This is a genomic window from Streptomyces fodineus, assembly GCF_001735805.1.
Taxonomy (GTDB): Bacteria; Actinomycetota; Actinomycetes; order Streptomycetales; family Streptomycetaceae; genus Streptomyces; species Streptomyces fodineus.
In genome coordinates this window covers 2,850,261-2,867,475 of record NZ_CP017248.1, presented here as the reverse complement: position 1 = coordinate 2,867,475, position 17,215 = coordinate 2,850,261, and the positions used below count along the sequence as shown (strand labels likewise).

Here is a 17,215-nt window from a genome sequence, read left to right as displayed (position 1 = left end):
GTCACCAGGCCTTATCCTGACCGGCGGCCCGGAACCACCCCACCCGGCGCCACCGCCGCGACCCCACCCGGTCGCCCGCACCACCCAGAAACGAGCACCACCCGCATGCCCGCTCCCCGTATCAAGTCCCCGCACCTGCTGCTCGCCGAATCCGGCGCCGACCGTGAGGGACACGGCCTGAAGCGCACGATGGGCCTCTTCCAGCTCATCTGCTTCGGCGTCGGCGCCATCGTCGGCACCGGCATCTTCGTCGGCCTCTCCGACTCCGTCGCCCAGGCCGGTCCCGCCGTCGTCGTCTCCTTCGTCCTCGCCGCGATCACCTGCGTCTTCACCGCCTTCTCCTTCGCGGAGCTGGGCGGCGCGATCCCGGTCTCCGGCTCCTCGTACTCCTTCGCCTACGCCGGGCTCGGCGAGTCCACCGCCTTCCTGGTCGGCTGGTGCCTGCTGCTGGAGTACGGCATCTCCATCTCGGCCGTCGCCGTCGGCTGGAGCCAGTACGTCAACGAGCTGCTGCACAGCCTCACCGGCGTGCAGCTCCCGGCCGCGCTGTCCGCGGGCCCGGGCGACGGCGGGGTCATCAACCTCCCGGCCGTGATCGTCATCGCCATGGCCTCGGTGCTGCTGGTGCGCGGGGTGCGCGAGAGCGCCCGGGCGACCGCCGCCATGGCCGCGGTCAAGCTCGTCATCCTGCTGGCCTTCTGCGCCATCGGCTACAGCGCCTTCAAGCACGGCAACCTCACCCCGTTCTCGCCGGCCGGCCTCGGCGGCATCGGCGCGGGCACCACGGCCGCGTTCTTCTCCTACATCGGCTTCGACGCGATCACCACGGCCGGCGAGGAGGCGAAGAACCCGCGCCGGGACATCCCGGTCGCGATCATGGTCTGCATGGGCATCGTGACCCTGCTGTACTGCGCGGTCGCGCTCGCCGCGATCGGCGCCATCGGCGGCAAGCAGGTCGCCGGCCGCCCCGCCGCCCTGTCCTACGTCGTCAACGAGGTCACCGGCTCGGCCGTCGGCGGCGGGGTGATCGCCTTCGGCGCGGTCGTCGCCATCGCCTCGGTCGTCCTCGCGGTGATGTACGGCCAGACCCGCATCCTGATGTCGATGTCCCGGGACGGCCTGATCCCGCGCGTCTTCGAGAAGGTCAGCCCGAAGACCTCCACCCCGGTGGCCGGCACGCTGATCGTCGCCCTCGTCTTCGCCCTCCCGGCGGCCTTCGCCTCCCTCGACGCCGTGATGAACCTGTGCACCATCGGCACGCTCGCCGTCATGGCCGTCGTCAACATCGCCGTGATCGCCCTGCGCCGCCGCGAGCCGGGCCTCACCCGCAGCTTCCGTGTGCCGCTGTACCCGGTGGGCCCGCTGCTCGGCGTCGCGTTCTGCCTGTACCTGATGTACGAGACGGGCTGGCAGACCTGGATCCAGTTCGCCGTGTTCCTCGCGGTCGGCCTGCTGATCTACGTCGGCTACGGCCGCCGGCACTCCACGCTGGCCGAGGCGGCCCCCGAGGTCACGCCGAGCGCCGCCGCTGAGCGGGAACCGCAGGCAGTCTGAACCACACCGCCTTGCCCGACGGGGTGGGGCGGTGACCGCAGGACGAGCTGAGGGCGCGGATCAGCAGCAGCCCGCGCCCGCCCTCCTGCCAGACGTCGGGCTCCTCGACCACCGGCGCGGTCAGCCGGCCGGGCGGCGCCGGGTCCGGGTCGTGCACCTCGACCTGGCAGCCGCTCGGCAACAGCTCCACCACCAGCTCTATCGGGCCGCGCCCGGCGGTGTGCTCCACCGCGTTGGCCACCAGCTCCGCGGTGAGCAGTTCCGCGGTGTCGCAGTCGGCCGGGTGCTCCACCTCGGCGAGGGCCGTGCGCACCAGGGCACGCGCCACGGGCACCGCCGCGGCGGTGTGCGGCAGTGCGATGCGCCAGGAGGCCGATGCGGCGGGGCGTTCGTGCAAGGCGAGTCCGTTCATGGAGCAGGCTGTCCTGCTTTCGACTGTAGGAATGGTACGGGCCCGCCCCTTACCGGCGGTCGACGGGCTTCGCCCGGGACTTTCGGCCCCGGTACCGGCGGCTTACCCCGGCGAACGGCCCGGCTCGCAGGTCCGTGCCCACTGTTACGGCGCTGTCGAGGACCGGTGACGCACGTGACCGGACCCGGCCGATCGGCCGACCCGTGTCGCGCACTCGTGACGACAGTCACAAAGAAGTGATAACTTCGTGGGACAGCGCAACGTACGGCACCGCCGCCCAAGGGAGGCCGCACGTCATGAGTCCCTTCACCGGCTCCGCCGCCCGCACCTCCGACTGGGGACATCTGCGGGTCCAGCTCGCCGACGGGGTCGCCACCGTCACCCTCACCCGCCCCGAGAAACTCAACGCGCTCACCTTCGGCGCCTACGCCGACCTGCGCGATCTGCTGGCCGAGCTGTCCCGGGAGCGCGCCGTACGCGCCCTGGTACTGGCCGGCGAGGGGCGGGGCTTCTGCTCCGGCGGCGATGTCGAGGAGATCATCGGCGCCACCCTCGCCATGGACACCGCCCGGTTGCTCGACTTCAACCGGATGACCGGCCAGGTCGTCCGGGCGATCAGGGAGTGCCCGTTTCCGGTGATCGCGGCGGTGCACGGCGTGGCGGCCGGCGCCGGAGCGGTCCTCGCCCTCGCCGCCGACTTCCGCGTGGCCGACCCGAGCGCCCGCTTCGCCTTCCTCTTCACCCGCGTCGGCCTGTCCGGCGGTGACATGGGCGCGGCCTATCTGCTGCCCCGCGTCGTCGGCCTCGGCCACGCCACCCGCCTGCTCATGCTGGGCGAACCGGTCCGGGCCCCCGAGGCCGAGCGCATCGGCCTGATCAGCGAACTGACGGAAGAGGGCCGGGCGGACGAGGCCGCGCTGACGCTGGCCCGCCGCCTGGCCGACGGCCCCGCCCTGGCGTACGCCCAGACGAAGGCCCTGCTGACGGCCGAACTGGACATGCCCCTGGCGGCCTCGATCGAGCTGGACGCCTCGACCCAGGCGTTGCTGATGAACGGCGAGGACTACGCCGAGTTCCACGCGGCCTTCACGGAGAAGCGCCCGCCGAAGTGGCGGGGGAGGTGAGCCTTCATGCGCGTGGCGATCATCGGCGGTGGCCCCGGTGGCCTGTACGCGGCAGCGCTGCTCAAGCGGCTCGATCCCACCCGTGAGGTCACCGTCTGGGAGCGCAACGCCCCGGACGTCACCTTCGGCTTCGGGGTGGTCCTGTCCGACGAAACGCTGGGCGGCATCGAACATGCCGACCCCGTGGTGTACGAGGCGCTGCAGGAGCACTTCGTCCGCTGGGACGACATCGACATCACGCACCGAGGTGTACGGCACCGCTCCGGAGGCCACGGTTTCGCGGCGCTGGGCCGCCGTCGCCTCCTCGGGATCCTGCAAGAACGCTGCCGCGCGCTCGGAGTGGGGCTGAAGTTCTCCGCCGAGGCGCCGCACCCGGACGTGCTGGCGGCGGAGTACGACCTCGTCGTAGCCGCCGACGGAGTGCACAGCACCACCCGCGACACCTACGCCGATGTGTTCACCCCCCAGGTGACGACGCACCGCTGCCGCTACATCTGGCTCGCCGCGGACTTCCCCTTCGACGCCTTCCGCTTCGAGATCGCCGAGACCGAACACGGCGTCATGCAACTGCACGGCTACCCCTATGCGTCCGACGCCTCCACCGTGATCGTCGAGATGCGCGAGGAGGTCTGGAAGGCGGCGGGATTCGACGAAGTCGCCCCGCACGAGTCCATCGAGCGCTGCGCCAAGATCTTCCCCGACGCTCTTCGCGGCCGCTCGCTGCACTCCAACAACTCGACGTGGACCACCTTCCGTACGGTGGTCAACGCCTGCTGGTCGCACGGCAACGTCGTCCTCCTCGGCGACGCCGCGCACACCGCCCACTTCTCCATCGGCTCCGGCACCAAACTCGCCGTCGAGGACGCCCTCGCCCTCGCCGCCTGTCTCCAGGAACAGCCGGACGTCCCCAGCGCGCTGGCGGCCTACGAGGAGGAGCGCAAACCCGTCGTCGCCTCCACCCAGCGGGCCGCCCGCGCCAGCCTCGAATGGTTCGAGAACCTCCCCCTCCACCTCGGCCAGCCGCCCCGCCAGTTCGCCTTCAACCTGCTCACCCGCAGCCGCCGCGTCACCCACGACAACCTCCGGCTGCGCGACGCCCACTTCACCGAGGCGGTCGAGCGCGAGTTCGGCTGCCCGCCCGGCACACCCCCGATGTTCACCCCGTTCCGGCTGCGCGGCCTGACCCTGCGCAACCGGGTCGTGGTGTCGCCGATGGACATGTACTCCGCCACCGACGGCGTCCCCGGCGACTTCCACCTGGTCCACCTCGGCTCCCGCGCCCTCGGCGGGGCCGGTCTGGTCATGACCGAGATGGTGTGCGTGAGCGAGGAGGGCCGTATCACGCCGGGCTGCGCCGGGCTCTACACCGGCCGGCAGGCCGAGGCGTGGCGGCGCGTCACCGACTTCGTGCACGGCCAGGCCCCCGGCACCGCGATCGGCGTCCAGCTCGGTCACTCCGGCCGCAAGGGCTCCACGAAGCTGATGTGGGAGGGCATGGACGAGCCGTTGCCCCACGGCAACTGGCCCCTCGTCGCCGCCTCCCCGCTGCCGTACAAGCCGGGCAGCCAGACCCCGCGCCAGCTCTCCCGTGCCCAACTCACCGACATCCGCGAGCAGTTCACGGCCGCCGCCTGGCGGGCCGCCCGAGCCGGGTTCGACCTGCTGGAGCTGCACTGCGCACACGGCTATCTGCTCTCCGGCTTCCTCTCCCCGCTCACCAACCGGCGCACCGACGCCTACGGCGGCTCGCCGGAGCGGCGGCTGAGGTTCCCGCTGGAGGTCTTCGACGCCGTACGCGCGGTGTGGCCGGCGGAGCGGCCCATGACGGTCCGCATCTCGGCCACGGACTGGGCCGAGGGCGGTACGACCGCCGAGGACGCGGTCGGGGTCGCCCGCGCCTTCGCCGCGCACGGGGCCGACGCGATCGACGTCTCCACCGGGCAGGTCGTGGCCGAGGAACGGCCGGAGTTCGGGCGGTCGTACCAGACGCCGTTCGCCGACCGGATCCGGCACGAGGTCGGGGTCCCGGTGATCGCCGTCGGCGCTATCTCGTCCTGGGACGACGTCAACTCGCTGATCCTGGCCGGGCGTACGGACCTGTGCGCGCTGGGCCGCCCGCACCTGTACGACCCGCACTGGACGCTGCACGCGGCGGCCGAGCAGGGGTACGAGGGCCCCGGCGTCGCCTGGCCCGCTCCCTACCGCGCGGGCAGCAGGCGCCCGCAGACCGGGCGCACGGACGCCCCGAAGCCGCGGTTGACCCTCGGCGGATGATTGTCAGTGCCGTCTGCTGTACTCGACTCGTGGGGGCAGTCAGGCGAACGGAGACGTCATGGGCGTGTCGCACGAGTACTTCCGCGCCGACGACCGGGGGACGGCGGTGGAGCGGGTGACCGGGCCGGACGGTGACCGGCTGGGCGTGGACGGGCTCGATGTGGGGGGCATGGACCCTCACCTGGCGCTGCCCCGGCTGATCGCCTTCGCGGCGGGCATACCGCCCGCCCGCGGGGAGCGGCCCGAACTGGTCTGGCCCGACCCGGACGAGGTGCCGTACCCCGATGAGACGCTGGTGACGTCCGGGACCGCCTGGGACGACGGGACGTTCCTCGAGGAACTGCCCGACGCCTGGCGGGACACGCTGGCCGACGTGGTCGAGGACGCGGTGCCGATGCTCGCGCTCCAGGCGTGTGACCTCGACGAGGCGCACTTCGCCGACTACCTGCACGCCGAGGACAGCATCCGCACGTTCGTCGGCCTGGCCCACCGCGCCCGGACGGAGGGAGCACACCTGTACTGCCTGACCTCCCTGTGAAACCGCCCCGTCTCACACCCCCGCGAACTCCGCCCCCGCGTCCCGCAGCCTCTTGTGCAGCCCCTGGAACACCTGCGCCGAGCGCACGCCCGGCCAGCCCGCGGGGAGCAGAGGAGTGGGCAGACCGGGGTCGGCGTAGGGCAGGTGGCGCCAGGAGTCGAGGGCGAGGAGGTAGTCCCGGTAGGCCTCCTCGGGCGGGGTGCCCGGACGGTGCTCCCAGGCGCGCAGCACCGGGGCGTGCGCGTCCAGGAAACGCTCGTGCGCCTTGGCGATCGCGGCCAGGTCCCACCAGCGGGCGACCGCCTCGGCGGTCGGCGCGAAGCCCAGGTGCTCACCGCGGAAGAAGTCGACGTACGGATCCAGGTGCAGCCGGCGCAGGGTGTGCTCCGTCTCCTCGTACAGCCGGGCCGGGGCGATCCACACACCCGGTGCCGCCGTGCCGAAGCCCAGGCTCGCCAGCCGGGAGCGCAGCACATGGCGCTTCTGCCGCTCCGACTCGGGCACGGAGAACACCGCCAGCACCCAGCCCGCGTCCGCCACGGGCGGCGTCGCGTAGATGCGCCGGTCGCCGTCCTCCATCAACTGGCGTGCCTCCGGCGAGAGTTCGTAGCCCGCCGCGCCCTGCTGCGTACGGGCCGGCAGCAGCAGGCCGCGGCGTTTGAGCCGGGACACGGAGGACCGGACCGAGGGCGCGTCCACGCCGACCGCGGCCAGGAGCCGGATCAGCTCGGCGACGGGCACCGGGCCGGGCATGAAGCGGCCGTACGCGCCGTAGAGCGTGACGATGAGGGACCTGGGGGCGTGCTGCTCGGACACGTTGATCATTTTAGGTCGTCGGCATCACTGCCGGTCACCTTCGGTGCGCAGCCGGAAGCGCTGCAGTTTGCCGGTGGCGGTGCGGGGGAGCGCGTCGAGGAAGACGAACTCGCGCGGGCACTTGTAGGGAGCCAGCTCGGACTTGACGAACGCGCGCAGGGCCTCCGGGTCGCGCGGGGCGCCCTCGCGCAGCACCGTGTAGGCCACCACCACCTGTCCCCGGGCCTCGTCCGGGCGGCCGACGACCGCCGTCTCCAGCACGTCCGGGTGGCGCAGCAGCGCGTCCTCCACCTCCGGACCGGCGATGTTGTACCCGGCGGAGATGATCATGTCGTCGGCGCGGGCCACATAGCGGAAGTAGCCGTCGGGGTCGCGGACGTATGTGTCGCCGGTGATGTTCCAGCCGCCGCGCACGTACTGCCGTTGCCGTGGGTCGGCGAGGTAGCGGCAGCCGACCGGGCCGCGCACGGCGAGCAGACCGGGCTCGCCGTCGTGCACCGGCGCGCCGTGCGCGTCCTGCACCCGCGCCTGCCAGCCCGGCACCGGCACGCCCGTGGTGCCCGGCCTGATGTGCTCGTCCGCGGCGGACACGAAGATGTGCAGCAGCTCGGTCGCACCGATGCCGTTGATGAGCCGGAGTCCGGTGCGCTCGTGCCAGGCCCGCCAGGTGGCCGCGGGCAGGTTCTCGCCGGCCGACACACAGCGCCGTAGCGACGTCACGTCATGGCCGTCGAGCTCTTCCAGCATGGCGCGGTAGGCGGTCGGCGCGGTGAACAGGACCGACACGCGGTGCTCGGCGATCGCGGGGAGCAACTGGCGGGGGCCGGCCTGTTCCAGCAGCAGGGAGCTGGCGCCGGCCCGCATCGGGAATACCACCAGTCCGCCGAGGCCGAAGGTGAAGCCGAGCGGGGGAGAGCCGGTGAAGACGTCGTCCGCATGGGGTTGCAGCACATGCTTCGAAAAGGTGTCGGCTATGGCCAGCACATCCCGGTGGAAGTGCATGCACCCTTTCGGGCGACCCGTGGTGCCCGAGGTGAACGCGATCAGGGCCACGTCGTCGGCCGCGGTGTCGACCGCCGGGTAGGGCGTGCCGGGCGTCGGACGGTGCAGGAGGTCGTCGGGGCCGTCACCGCCGTACGTGGTGATCCGCAGCCCGGGTATGTCGGCCTTCGCCAGGTCCTCCACCGACCGGATGTCGCACAGCGCGTGCCGCACCAGGGCGATGTCGCACATCGTGGCCAGCTCGTGGCCGCGCTGCTGGGCCAGCACGGTGACCGCGATCGCGCCCGCCTTCAGCACGGCCAGCCAGCAGGCGGCCAGCCAGGGCGTGGTGGGGCCGCGCAGCAGTACCCGGTTGCCGGGGACCACCCCGAGGTCGCCGGTGAGTACGTGCGCGATCCGGTCGACGTGGGCGCGGAGTTCGCCGTACGTCCAGGTGGGGCCGTTCGGTGTGTGGAAGACCGGGCGGTCCGCCGCGGCGTGGTCCAGGAGTGCGGCGGCGCAGTTCAGCCGATCGGGGTAGCGCAGCTCCGGCAGGTCGAACCGCAGCTCGGGCCATTCGTCGGGCGGCGGCAGATGGTCGCGCGCGAAGCTGTCGACATGGGCCGAGCGTTGCATGGCGGTTCGCCCCCTTGCCGTGACAAACGTCGAAACGGGCGTCGTGGTGGGCACCGGCGTCCTGGTGGGCTCGCGAATCGAGCGTATCGTGTTGGTGACGGCAGTCAAGCTTGCGCGATAACGTCGAGGGGGAGCCGGGGTGGGCCACTCCCCGGACAGGGCGGCGAGGGGTCCTGCCCACCCCTCGCCGGAAGGCGCCGGGGCGGGCCGCGAGGGCCCGGTCCCGGACGGCGAACGGGAAGGGTCCTGGTGGCCCCGCCCGGAGGGAGGACCGGCAGTGCCCGCATTCTCGCTGGAACCGCGGCAGACCGCCTGGTGTGCCGAGCTGCGCACCCTGGCCGTCGAACGGCTGCGCCCGCTCGCCGAGAAGGGCGAACCGGGACACGTCAACCGGCCGCTCCTCGCCGAGCTCGGCCGACTCGGCCTGCTGGCACGGCTGTTCAGCTCCGGCGCACTGGACCTGTGCCTGATGCGGGAGTCCCTCGCCCAGGCCTGCACCGAGGCCGAGACCGCCCTCGCCCTCCAGGGCCTGGGTGCCCATCCGGTGCACGCCCACGGCAGCCCCGCCCAGCGTGAGCGCTGGCTGCCCCGGGTCGCCGACGGCAGCGCGGTCGCCGCCTTCGCGCTGAGCGAGCCGGGGGCCGGATCGGACGCGGCCGCGCTGTCCCTCGCGGCCGAGCCCGACGGGGGCGGCGGCTGGCGGCTCACCGGCGCCAAGTGCTGGATCTCCAACGCCCCCGAGGCCGACTTCTACACCGTCTTCGCCCGCACCACACCCGCCGCCGGCGCCCGGGGCGTGACCGCCTTCCTCGTCCCCGCCGACCGGCCCGGCCTGACCGGCGGCGCACTGGAGATGCTCTCGCCGCACCCCATCGGCGCCCTGGACTTCGACGCCGTGCCGGTCACCGCCGACGACGTGCTCGGCACGGTGGACCGCGGCTTCGCCGTCGCCATGGGCACCCTCAACCTCTTCCGCCCCAGTGTCGGTGCCTTCGCGGTCGGCATGGCCCAGGCCGCGCTCGAGGCCACCCTCGAACACACCCGCCGCCGCGAGGCCTTCGGCGGCCGGCTGATGGACCTGCAGACCGTCTCCCACCAGGTCGCCGAGATGGCCCTGCGCACGGAGGCGGCCCGGCTGATGGTCTACGCGGCGGCGACGGCGTACGACGACGGCGCGGCGGATGTACCGGGGCGCGCCGCGATGGCCAAGCTGCTCGCCACCGAGACCGCGCAGTACGTCGTGGACACCGCCGTGCAGCTGCACGGCGCCCGCGCCCTGCGCTGCGGCCACCTGCTCGAACACCTCTACCGTGAGGTGCGCGCCCCGCGCATCTACGAGGGCGCGAGCGAGGTCCAACGGGGCATCATCGCCAAGGAGTTGTACGCACAGACGGAGGAGGGATCCCGGTGACGACAGAGCGCGTCAACCCACCCGAGCTGTCCCCGCCCACGGGCTTCTCGCACGCCGTCGTCGCCTTCGGCTCCCGTGTGGTGTTCCTCGCGGGCCAGACCGCTCTCGACGCCGACGGCAAGGTCAGCGGTGACACGCTCCCCGAGCAGTTCGAGCGGGCCCTCGGCAACCTCCTCACGGCCCTGCGCACGGCCGGCGGCACCCCCGCCGACCTCGCACGGGTCACCGTCTACGCCACGGACGTCGCCGCGTACCGCGCCCACGCCGGGCACCTTGGCCGTATCTGGCAGGACTTGGCGGGCCGTAACTATCCGGCGATGGCCGTCGTGCAGGTCGTACGGCTGTGGGACGAGCAGGCGATGGTGGAACTGGACGGCTTCGCGGTGCTGCCGTAGCCGGCGTGCCGGCGTAGCCGGGCTGCTGCCGTTGCCGGGCTGCTGCCGTAGCCGGACTGCTGTCGCGGCCCACAGGGCCGGCCGATGCGCAGCCGCGCAGGCCGCGCAGGCCGCTCAAACCGCTCCGGCCGCTCGGGTCTCTCAGGCCGCGACGGCCGGCCGCTCCGCCGGGACCCGGCACGGCGGGACGACGCTGCCGTCCGGGTGCAGTTCGCCGCTGTCGTCGAAGACGATCGAGCCGTCGCACAGCAAGGTCCAGCCCTGCTCGGGGTGGGCGGCCACCGGGTGCCGCCGGGCGGGACCGGACGCGGGGCACGAGGACTGGTTGGAGCACATGGCGCACCTCCACATCGGGATCTGAGGGGCCGGCGGATGCGGCCGCCGCCCGTCATACACAGACCATGCTCTCGTCGTGAACGCACCGGAACCGTGCGCCGTGAAGCGTGACAACACCCGGACAACTCCCGGACGGTTCCATGACGCGCCACCGTTGGAGTGACGATCACGCCCGGCGGCACGGCCGCCCGGTACCAGTGGAAGCCCCCAAGCCACGAAACCGGGAGGTACCCCATGCCCAAACGTCCCGCCCTCGCCGCGGCCCTCGGCGCCGCCGCCCTGCTGTGCGCCGCCGTCGGCCCGGCCACCGCCGATCCCTCCGAGACCGTGACCGTCGATCCGACCGGCCGTATCGCCGACGACGGCACCATCACCCTTTCCGGCACCTACCGCTGCTCCGGGTCCACCGGCCTCGCCTTCGTCAGCTCCTCGATCAGCCAGGGCGACCACACCTCCGTGTACCCCATCGGCGGCACCGCTGCCCAGTGCGACGGCGCCGAGCACAGGTGGGAGAACTCCGGCCCGATCTCGCCCAGGACCCTCAAGGCCGGCAAGGCCCACGTACAGGTCACGATCACGGAACTGCGCGCCGGCGGGCTCCTGCTGCTGCCGGCCTTCCACGCCGTCCAGGATCAGGACGTCAAGCTCGCCCAGGAGTGACGGGCGCCGTGTGCTTCGCCGGGCGGTGCGGCACATCCTGCGCTGCCGGACCGCGCGGAGCCGCCGCACGCCCCGTCAGCAGCGCCGCAGGCTGCGGGTGCGGCGTGGCTGAGCGGCACCGCCGTGCCAGGGCGATGGCCGCCGCCCGCCCGCGTCGCACGGCTCCCGCCCCAACTCATCACGCGTCAGGCGTGGTTGAGTCCATCCTGTTCCGGCTCCGCCTGTCTGGGCCGGACCACCGGGGCCTCGGGGCGGCGCAACGCGGCCACGAACTTGTAGCGCGATCCCCGGTACACCGAGCGCACCCACTCCACCGGTGTGCCCTCCGCGTCCCGCGCGTGCCGGGAGAGCAGCAGCATCGGCAGGCCCACGTCGGTGGCGAGCAGCTGTGCCTCGCGTGGGGTCGACAGCGAGGTCTCGATGGTCTCGTCGGCCTCCGCGAGATGGACGCCGTACACCTCGGCGAGCGCCGTGTACAGCGACGGACAGGTGTCCAGGGACGAGCGCAGGCCGGGGAAGCGGCGCGCGGACAGATGGGTCGTCTCGATCGCCATCGGATCGCCGCTCGCCAGCCGCAGCCGCTCGATGCGCAGCACCCGTTCGCCGATGGCGATGCCGAGCAGGGCCGAGAGCCGCTCGTCCGCCGGCACCTCCCCGATGTCCAGCATCTGCGAGGCGGGCGTGAGGCCCTGCGCCCGCATGTCCTCGGTGTGCGAAGTGAGCTGGAGCGTGCGGTACAGCTTGGGCTGGGCGACGAAGGTGCCCTTGCCCTGGATCCGGTCGAGGCGGCCCTCGCCCACGAGTTCCGTGAGCGCCTGCCGGATGGTGGTCCGGGAGGTGTCGAACCGGACGGCGAGCAGCCGCTCGGCCGGCATGGCCGAACCGGGCTGCAGCCCCTCGGCCATGGCGAGCAGCCGCTGTTTGATCCGGTAGTACTTCGGCACGCGCGCGGTGCGGCCGAACGCCCCCCTGTGCGGCTGGGCGCTGCTGACGTCGGTGGTCATGCCTGCCTTCCCGGCTGTGTCGACGGTCTCCCGTTATAGCGACCAACTGCCCTATGGTCTAGTCCAACCCGCTTCCGCAGGTACGGTCCAACCGGAGGCCCGGGCGAAAGGGGCGGATGCGGACGGACGCCTTCCGGTGACGTTCTCGTAACGGCCGGAATCGGCTTCCCGGACCACTCTTGACACCCCGAAAGGTCTAGGCCAAGCTCCACCGTACTGGTCTACACCATTAGTGGCCAGGTCCCGAGCCCTACGTGCAACAGCGTCGTACGCAGGTCACCGCCGAGGGCGTGGGGGGTTAGTGGCATCCCTGAGGAGGGTGGCGTGAAGCGCAAGCTCGCTGCCGCGATCGTGATCGCGGGCATGATGGTCTCCGTTGCGGCGTGTGGCGGAAACGACGGCAAGGACAGCGGCAAGGACGCGGGACCGGACAGCTGGAAGGGCCAGACGCTGACGGTCTGGACGATGACCGGCTCCGCGCCGCCGCAGTGGACCAAGGACGTCCAGGCCGCGTTCGAGAAGAAGACCGGCGCGAAGCTGAAGTTCGAGATCCAGAAGTGGGACGGGATCCAGCAGAAGATCACCACCGCCCTCTCCGAGGACAACCCGCCGGACGTCCTGGAGGTCGGCAACACCCAGACCCCCGCCTACGCGGCCACCGGCGGCCTCGCCGACCTCTCCGACGTCAAGAAGGAGATCGGCGCCGACTGGACGCCCTCGCTCTCCCAGTCCTCGGTGTACGAGAGCAAGCAGTACGCCGCCCCCTGGTACTTCGCCAACCGCGTCGTCATCTACAACAAGGCGATCTGGGCGAAGGCCGGCATCAAGTCCACCCCGAAGACCCGCGACGAGTTCTTCAAGGACCTGGACACCATCGGCAAGAAGACCGGCGCCGAGCCGCTCTACCTGCCCGGCCAGAACTGGTACTTCCTCGACGGCCTGATCATCGGCCAGGGCGGCGACCTGGTGAAGAAGCAGGGCGACAAGTACGTCTCCAACCTCGCCGACCCCAAGGTCGCCGCGGCCATGGACATCTACAAGAAGTACGCCTCCTACTCCAAGGCCCCCAAGGACAAGGACGAGGCCACCCCGCAGCAGGCCCAGGTCTTCGCCAAGGGCAAGACCGGCGCGTTCATCGGCATGGGCTGGGAGGCCGCCACCGCCATCCAGGCCGACAAGTCCATCGAGAAGGACCTCGGCTACTTCACCATCCCGGGCGCCACGGCCGACAAGCCCGAGGGCGTGTTCCTCGGCGGCTCCAACCTGGCCGTCGCCCAGAACAGCAAGAAGCAGTCGCTGGCCAAGGAGTTCCTGAAGATCGCCCTGTCCGACCAGTACGAGGGCGAACTGGCCAAGCTCAGCGGCATCGTCCCCAACAAGACGTCCCTGCAGAGCAACGACAAGGGCAACCCGGCCGCCGAGGCGGCCGCGCCCGCCGCCGCGGGCGGTGGCACCACCCCGCTGATCCCCGCGTGGGCCGCGGTGGAGAACACCCCGAACCCGATCAAGTCCTACATGACCGCGGTGCTGAACGGCAAGGCTCCCGCGGCGGCCGCCAAGGACGTCGAGGCCGAGATCAACAAGCGCCTGGCCCAGCAGAACTGATGACCCGCGCCGGGGGCGCCGCGGCAGGCGCCCCCGGCCCAGTCGTTCGTACGGCCGGTTCGGCCACGGAAGAGATGGCAACTCATGTCAGTGCAGACCCAAGGCACGGACACGGCCGGGGAGCCCGCTGTCCGCAAGGCCCGGATACCAGGGCCGCCGCCGGGTGCGGACCGTGACTCCGGGTCCCCGTCCCGCCGCGGTGCCGCCGCACCCTACCTCCTGCTGCTGCCCGCGCTGCTGGCCACCCTGGTCCTGCTCGGCTGGCCGCTGGTCAAGAACGGCATGCTGTCGTTCCAGAACCTGAACCCGCGCCAGCTCATCCAGCACCTCACCGAGTGGAACGGCGTCGACAACTACAAAGAGGTCCTGACCGGTTCGGACTTCTGGAAGGTCGTCGAGCGCACGGTCTTCTTCACCGCCGCCAACGTCGTCCTGATCATGGTGTTCGGCACCCTGATCGGGCTGCTGCTCGCCCGGCTCGGCAAGAAGATGCGGCTGACGCTGCTGATGGGCCTCGTCCTCGCCTGGGCCATGCCCGTCATCGCGGCGACCACCGTCTACCAGTGGCTGTTCGCCCAGCGCTTCGGCGTCGTCAACTGGGTCCTGGACAAGCTCGGCTGGCACTCCATGGCGGACTACAACTGGCTCGGCACCCAGTTCTCCACCTTCTCCGTGGTCACCCTGCTCATCGTCTGGATGTCGGTCCCGTTCGTCGCCATCAACCTGTACGCCGCCACCACCACCATCCCCAAGGAGCTGTACGAGGCCGCGGCCCTGGACGGCGCCGGCGCCTGGCAGGGCTTCACCTCCGTGACCCTGCCGTTCCTGCGGCCGTTCCTGTACTCCACGACCTTCCTCGAGGTCATCTGGGTCTTCAAGGCGTTCCCGCAGGTCTTCGCCATGAACGAAGGCGGCCCGGACCGGCTCACCGAGACCCTTCCGATCTACGCCTATGTCGAGGGCGTCGGCAACCAGCACTTCGGGGTCGGCGCGGCGATCTCCTTCCTGACCATCCTGGTGCTGCTCGTCATCACCTCGTACTACCTGCGCATGGTGCTCAAGCAAGAGGAGGAGGAGCTGTGAAGCGCTCGCTCTTCGGCCGTATCTGGCCCAACGCGACCGCCGTCATCCTCTTCGCCGGCTTCGTGTTCCCCGTCTACTGGATGTTCGCGACGGCATTCAAGCCGACCGGCGACATCATCTCCGAGAACCCGGTGTGGTTCCCGACGAACGTCACCTTCGGCCACTTCAAGCGGGCGATCCACGCCGACCACTTCTGGACGCTGGTGCTCAACTCCGTCACCGTCACGGTCTGTTCGGTGCTGTTCTCGCTCGTCATCGCGCTGTTCGCCGCGTTCGCCCTGGCACGGATGCGGTTCAAGGGGCGGCGCGGGCTCATCGTGACCTTCATGCTGGCGCAGATGGCCCCCTGGGAGGTCATGATCATCGCCATCTACATGATCGTCCGTGACAACGACATGCTCAACAGCCTGGTCCCGCTCACCGTCTTCTACACGATGATGGTGCTGCCCCTCACCATCCTGACACTGCGCGGCTATGTCGCCGCCGTACCGAAGGAGCTGGAGGAGTCGGCGATGGTCGACGGCTGCACCCGCATCCAGGCCTTCGCCAAGGTGATCTTCCCGCTGCTCGCGCCCGGCCTCATGGCCACCTCGCTGTTCGGGTTCATCACCGCCTGGAACGAGTTCCCGCTCGTCCTGATCCTCAACAAGGACATCGAGAAGCAGACCCTGCCGCTGTGGCTGTCGCAGTTCCAGACCGCCTTCGGCGACGACTGGGGCGCCACCATGGCCGCCTCGTCCCTGTTCGCGCTGCCCATCCTGATCCTCTTCATCTTCCTGCAACGCAAGGCTGTCAGCGGTCTGACCGACGGAGCCGTGAAGGGATGACGCCCCCGATGACCACACTCGCCACCACTGCATCCGACAGCGGCGGCGCCGCGGGCGACACCCTCACCCGGGACGCCCTCGCGGTGCTCCAGCCGGGGTTCGACGGCACCACCGCGCCCGACTGGGTGCGCCGCCGCCTCGGTGAGGGCCTCGCCTCCGTCGCCCTGTTCGGCCGCAACGTCGCCGGCGAGGACCAGGTCACCGCGCTCACCGCGCAGTTGCGGGCCGAGCGGGACGATCTGCTCGTCGCCATCGACGAGGAGAGCGGCGACGTCACCCGTCTCGACGTGCGCACCGGCTCCTCCTTCCCCGGCAACCACGCCCTCGGCGCCGTCGACGACCCCGGTCTCACCCGGGCCGTCGCCCGCGAGCTGGGCCGGCGCCTTTCCGTCTGCGGCGTCAACTTCGACTGGGCGCCCTCCGCCGACGTCAACGCCAACCCCGCCAACCCCGTCATCGGCGTCCGCTCCTTCGGCGCGAGCACCGAGCTGGTCGCCCGGCACACCGCCGCCTGGGTCGAGGGCCTGCAGTCCACCGGCGTCGCCGCCTGCACCAAGCACTTCCCGGGGCACGGTGACACCAACGTCGACTCCCACCACGCCGTACCCCGCATCGACGTCGACGCCGACACCCTGTTCGCCCGCGAACTGCCCCCGTTCCGCGCGGCCATCGCCGCCGGCACCCGGGCGATCATGAGCGCGCACATCCTCGTCCCGGCCCTCGACCCCGGCCGGCCGGGCACCCTCTCCCGCCGCATCCTCACCGAGCTGCTGCGCGAGGAGCTCGGCTACCAGGGCCTGATCGTCACCGACGGCATGGAGATGCGCGCGATCTCCGGCACCTACGGCCTGGAGCACGGTGTGGTCCTCGCGATCGCGGCCGGCGCCGATGCCATCTGCGTCGGCGGCGGGCTGTGCGACGAGGACACCGTGCTGAAGCTCAGGGACGCGCTCGTGGCCGCCGTACGCTCCGGCGAACTGCCCGAGGAACGGCTCGCCGACGCCGCCGCCCGGGTGCGCGACCTGGCCCGGTGGACGGCCCGCCGCGCTGCGGACACCGCGCCCAACCCGGAGATCGGCCTGGTCGCGGCCCGCCGCGCGCTCACCGTGACCCGCTCCGGTCCCGCCACAGCGGTCACCGCACCGGTCTACGTCGCCCAGTTCGAGCCCGCCCGCAACATCGCCGTCGGCGACCAGACCCCGTGGGGCGTGACCGCCGAGCTGCAGCGGCTGCTGCCCGGCACCACCGCCGGCTCCTTCACCGGCGACGGCGCAGGCCCGGAGGCTCTGGCGGCGGCCGACGGCCGCCGGATCGTCGCCGTGGTCCGCGACGAACACCGGCACGACTGGATGCGTTCCGCCCTCGACACCCTGCTCGCCGCCCGCCCGGACACCGTCGTCGTGGAGATGGGCCTGCCGCAGGCCACCCCGCGCGGCGCCCTGCACATCGCCACGTACGGCGCCGCCCGGGTGTGCGGGGTGGCGGCGGCGGAGGCGGTCGTCGCCGGCTGACGGAACCGGCCACACCACCGGCCGGCACCGGCCGCCCGCCATCTCGCG

16 protein-coding genes are annotated in these 17,215 nt (G+C 71.7%); 11 read left to right on the top strand and 5 right to left on the bottom strand.

All coding sequences use genetic code 11. From position 1 onward, the window contains the following. The first annotated feature begins 105 nt into the window (after positions 1 to 105). Positions 106 to 1,554, top strand: a complete 1,449-nt coding sequence (locus tag BFF78_RS11545; protein WP_069778242.1) for an amino acid permease — start codon at positions 106 to 108, stop codon at positions 1,552 to 1,554. On the opposite strand, the gene BFF78_RS11540 is transcribed toward BFF78_RS11545, so the two are convergent. Next, positions 1,511 to 1,966, bottom strand: coding sequence for an ATP-binding protein (locus BFF78_RS11540; protein ID WP_069778241.1), 456 nt, complete (start codon positions 1,964 to 1,966; stop codon positions 1,511 to 1,513). The two genes, BFF78_RS11545 and BFF78_RS11540, sit on opposite strands and share 44 nt — an antisense overlap. Before the next feature lie 296 nt (positions 1,967 to 2,262). Between BFF78_RS11540 and BFF78_RS11535 the strand changes: the two genes are divergently transcribed. From BFF78_RS11535 to BFF78_RS11525, 3 genes are read left to right on the top strand one after another with little or no spacing between them, the layout of a single operon-like run. Then, positions 2,263 to 3,090, top strand: a complete 828-nt coding sequence (locus tag BFF78_RS11535; RefSeq protein WP_069778240.1) for an enoyl-CoA hydratase family protein — start codon at positions 2,263 to 2,265, stop codon at positions 3,088 to 3,090. A gap of 6 nt (positions 3,091 to 3,096) precedes the next feature. Continuing rightward, positions 3,097 to 5,364, top strand: a complete 2,268-nt coding sequence (locus BFF78_RS11530) for a bifunctional salicylyl-CoA 5-hydroxylase/oxidoreductase (protein WP_069778239.1) — start codon at positions 3,097 to 3,099, stop codon at positions 5,362 to 5,364. 58 nt (positions 5,365 to 5,422) lie between these two features. Then, a complete protein-coding gene (locus BFF78_RS11525; RefSeq protein WP_069778238.1) occupies positions 5,423 to 5,902 on the top strand; it encodes a hypothetical protein in 480 nt (159 codons plus the stop codon). A gap of 12 nt (positions 5,903 to 5,914) precedes the next feature. Here BFF78_RS11525 and BFF78_RS11520 read toward each other — a convergent pair whose 3' ends face one another. Further along, a complete protein-coding gene (locus BFF78_RS11520) occupies positions 5,915 to 6,727 on the bottom strand; it encodes a PaaX family transcriptional regulator (protein WP_069778237.1) in 813 nt (270 codons plus the stop codon). Positions 6,728 to 6,742: 15 nt separating this feature from the next. Beyond that, on the bottom strand, positions 6,743 to 8,335 hold the full coding sequence (locus tag BFF78_RS11515) for an AMP-binding protein (protein ID WP_069778236.1): 1,593 nt from the start codon (positions 8,333 to 8,335) through the stop codon (positions 6,743 to 6,745). 277 nt (positions 8,336 to 8,612) lie between these two features. On the opposite strand from BFF78_RS11515, the gene BFF78_RS11510 reads away from it, so the two are divergent. Together BFF78_RS11510 and BFF78_RS11505 are read left to right on the top strand one after the other, a co-directional pair. Continuing rightward, on the top strand, positions 8,613 to 9,746 hold the full coding sequence (locus tag BFF78_RS11510; RefSeq protein ID WP_069778235.1) for an acyl-CoA dehydrogenase family protein: 1,134 nt from the start codon (positions 8,613 to 8,615) through the stop codon (positions 9,744 to 9,746). After that, complete coding sequence (locus BFF78_RS11505) at positions 9,743 to 10,141, top strand: RidA family protein (protein WP_069778234.1); 399 nt, start codon at positions 9,743 to 9,745, stop codon at positions 10,139 to 10,141. The genes BFF78_RS11510 and BFF78_RS11505 overlap by 4 nt, the downstream gene beginning before the upstream one ends. Positions 10,142 to 10,282: 141 nt before the next feature. On the opposite strand, the gene BFF78_RS11500 is transcribed toward BFF78_RS11505, so the two are convergent. Further along, positions 10,283 to 10,477 carry a DUF5999 family protein gene (locus BFF78_RS11500; protein WP_069778233.1) on the bottom strand — a complete coding sequence of 65 codons (195 nt, stop codon included), beginning with the start codon at positions 10,475 to 10,477 and terminating at the stop codon, positions 10,283 to 10,285. A gap of 234 nt (positions 10,478 to 10,711) precedes the next feature. On the opposite strand from BFF78_RS11500, the gene BFF78_RS11495 reads away from it, so the two are divergent. Then, on the top strand, positions 10,712 to 11,137 hold the full coding sequence (locus BFF78_RS11495) for a DUF6299 family protein (RefSeq protein WP_069778232.1): 426 nt from the start codon (positions 10,712 to 10,714) through the stop codon (positions 11,135 to 11,137). A 185-nt stretch (positions 11,138 to 11,322) separates the two neighbouring features. Here BFF78_RS11495 and BFF78_RS11490 read toward each other — a convergent pair whose 3' ends face one another. Then, positions 11,323 to 12,141, bottom strand: a complete 819-nt coding sequence (locus tag BFF78_RS11490) for a GntR family transcriptional regulator (RefSeq protein ID WP_069778231.1) — start codon at positions 12,139 to 12,141, stop codon at positions 11,323 to 11,325. 324 nt (positions 12,142 to 12,465) lie between these two features. Here BFF78_RS11490 and BFF78_RS11485 point away from each other — a divergent pair, with 324 nt between their 5' ends. The 4 genes from BFF78_RS11485 to BFF78_RS11470 all read left to right on the top strand — a co-directional run bounded on the left by BFF78_RS11485 (position 12,466) and on the right by BFF78_RS11470 (position 17,167). Then, positions 12,466 to 13,746 carry an extracellular solute-binding protein gene (locus BFF78_RS11485; RefSeq protein WP_069778230.1) on the top strand — a complete coding sequence of 427 codons (1,281 nt, stop codon included), beginning with the start codon at positions 12,466 to 12,468 and terminating at the stop codon, positions 13,744 to 13,746. A gap of 84 nt (positions 13,747 to 13,830) precedes the next feature. Next, positions 13,831 to 14,829, top strand: coding sequence for a carbohydrate ABC transporter permease (locus tag BFF78_RS11480; RefSeq protein WP_069778229.1), 999 nt, complete (start codon positions 13,831 to 13,833; stop codon positions 14,827 to 14,829). Further along, a complete protein-coding gene (locus BFF78_RS11475; RefSeq protein ID WP_069778228.1) occupies positions 14,826 to 15,656 on the top strand; it encodes a carbohydrate ABC transporter permease in 831 nt (276 codons plus the stop codon). Before BFF78_RS11480 ends, BFF78_RS11475 begins: the two co-directional genes overlap by 4 nt. A gap of 8 nt (positions 15,657 to 15,664) precedes the next feature. Then, entirely contained in the window at positions 15,665 to 17,167 is a 1,503-nt protein-coding gene (locus tag BFF78_RS11470; RefSeq protein WP_069778227.1) for a glycoside hydrolase family 3 protein, read from the top strand. Positions 17,168 to 17,215 lie beyond the last annotated feature (48 nt).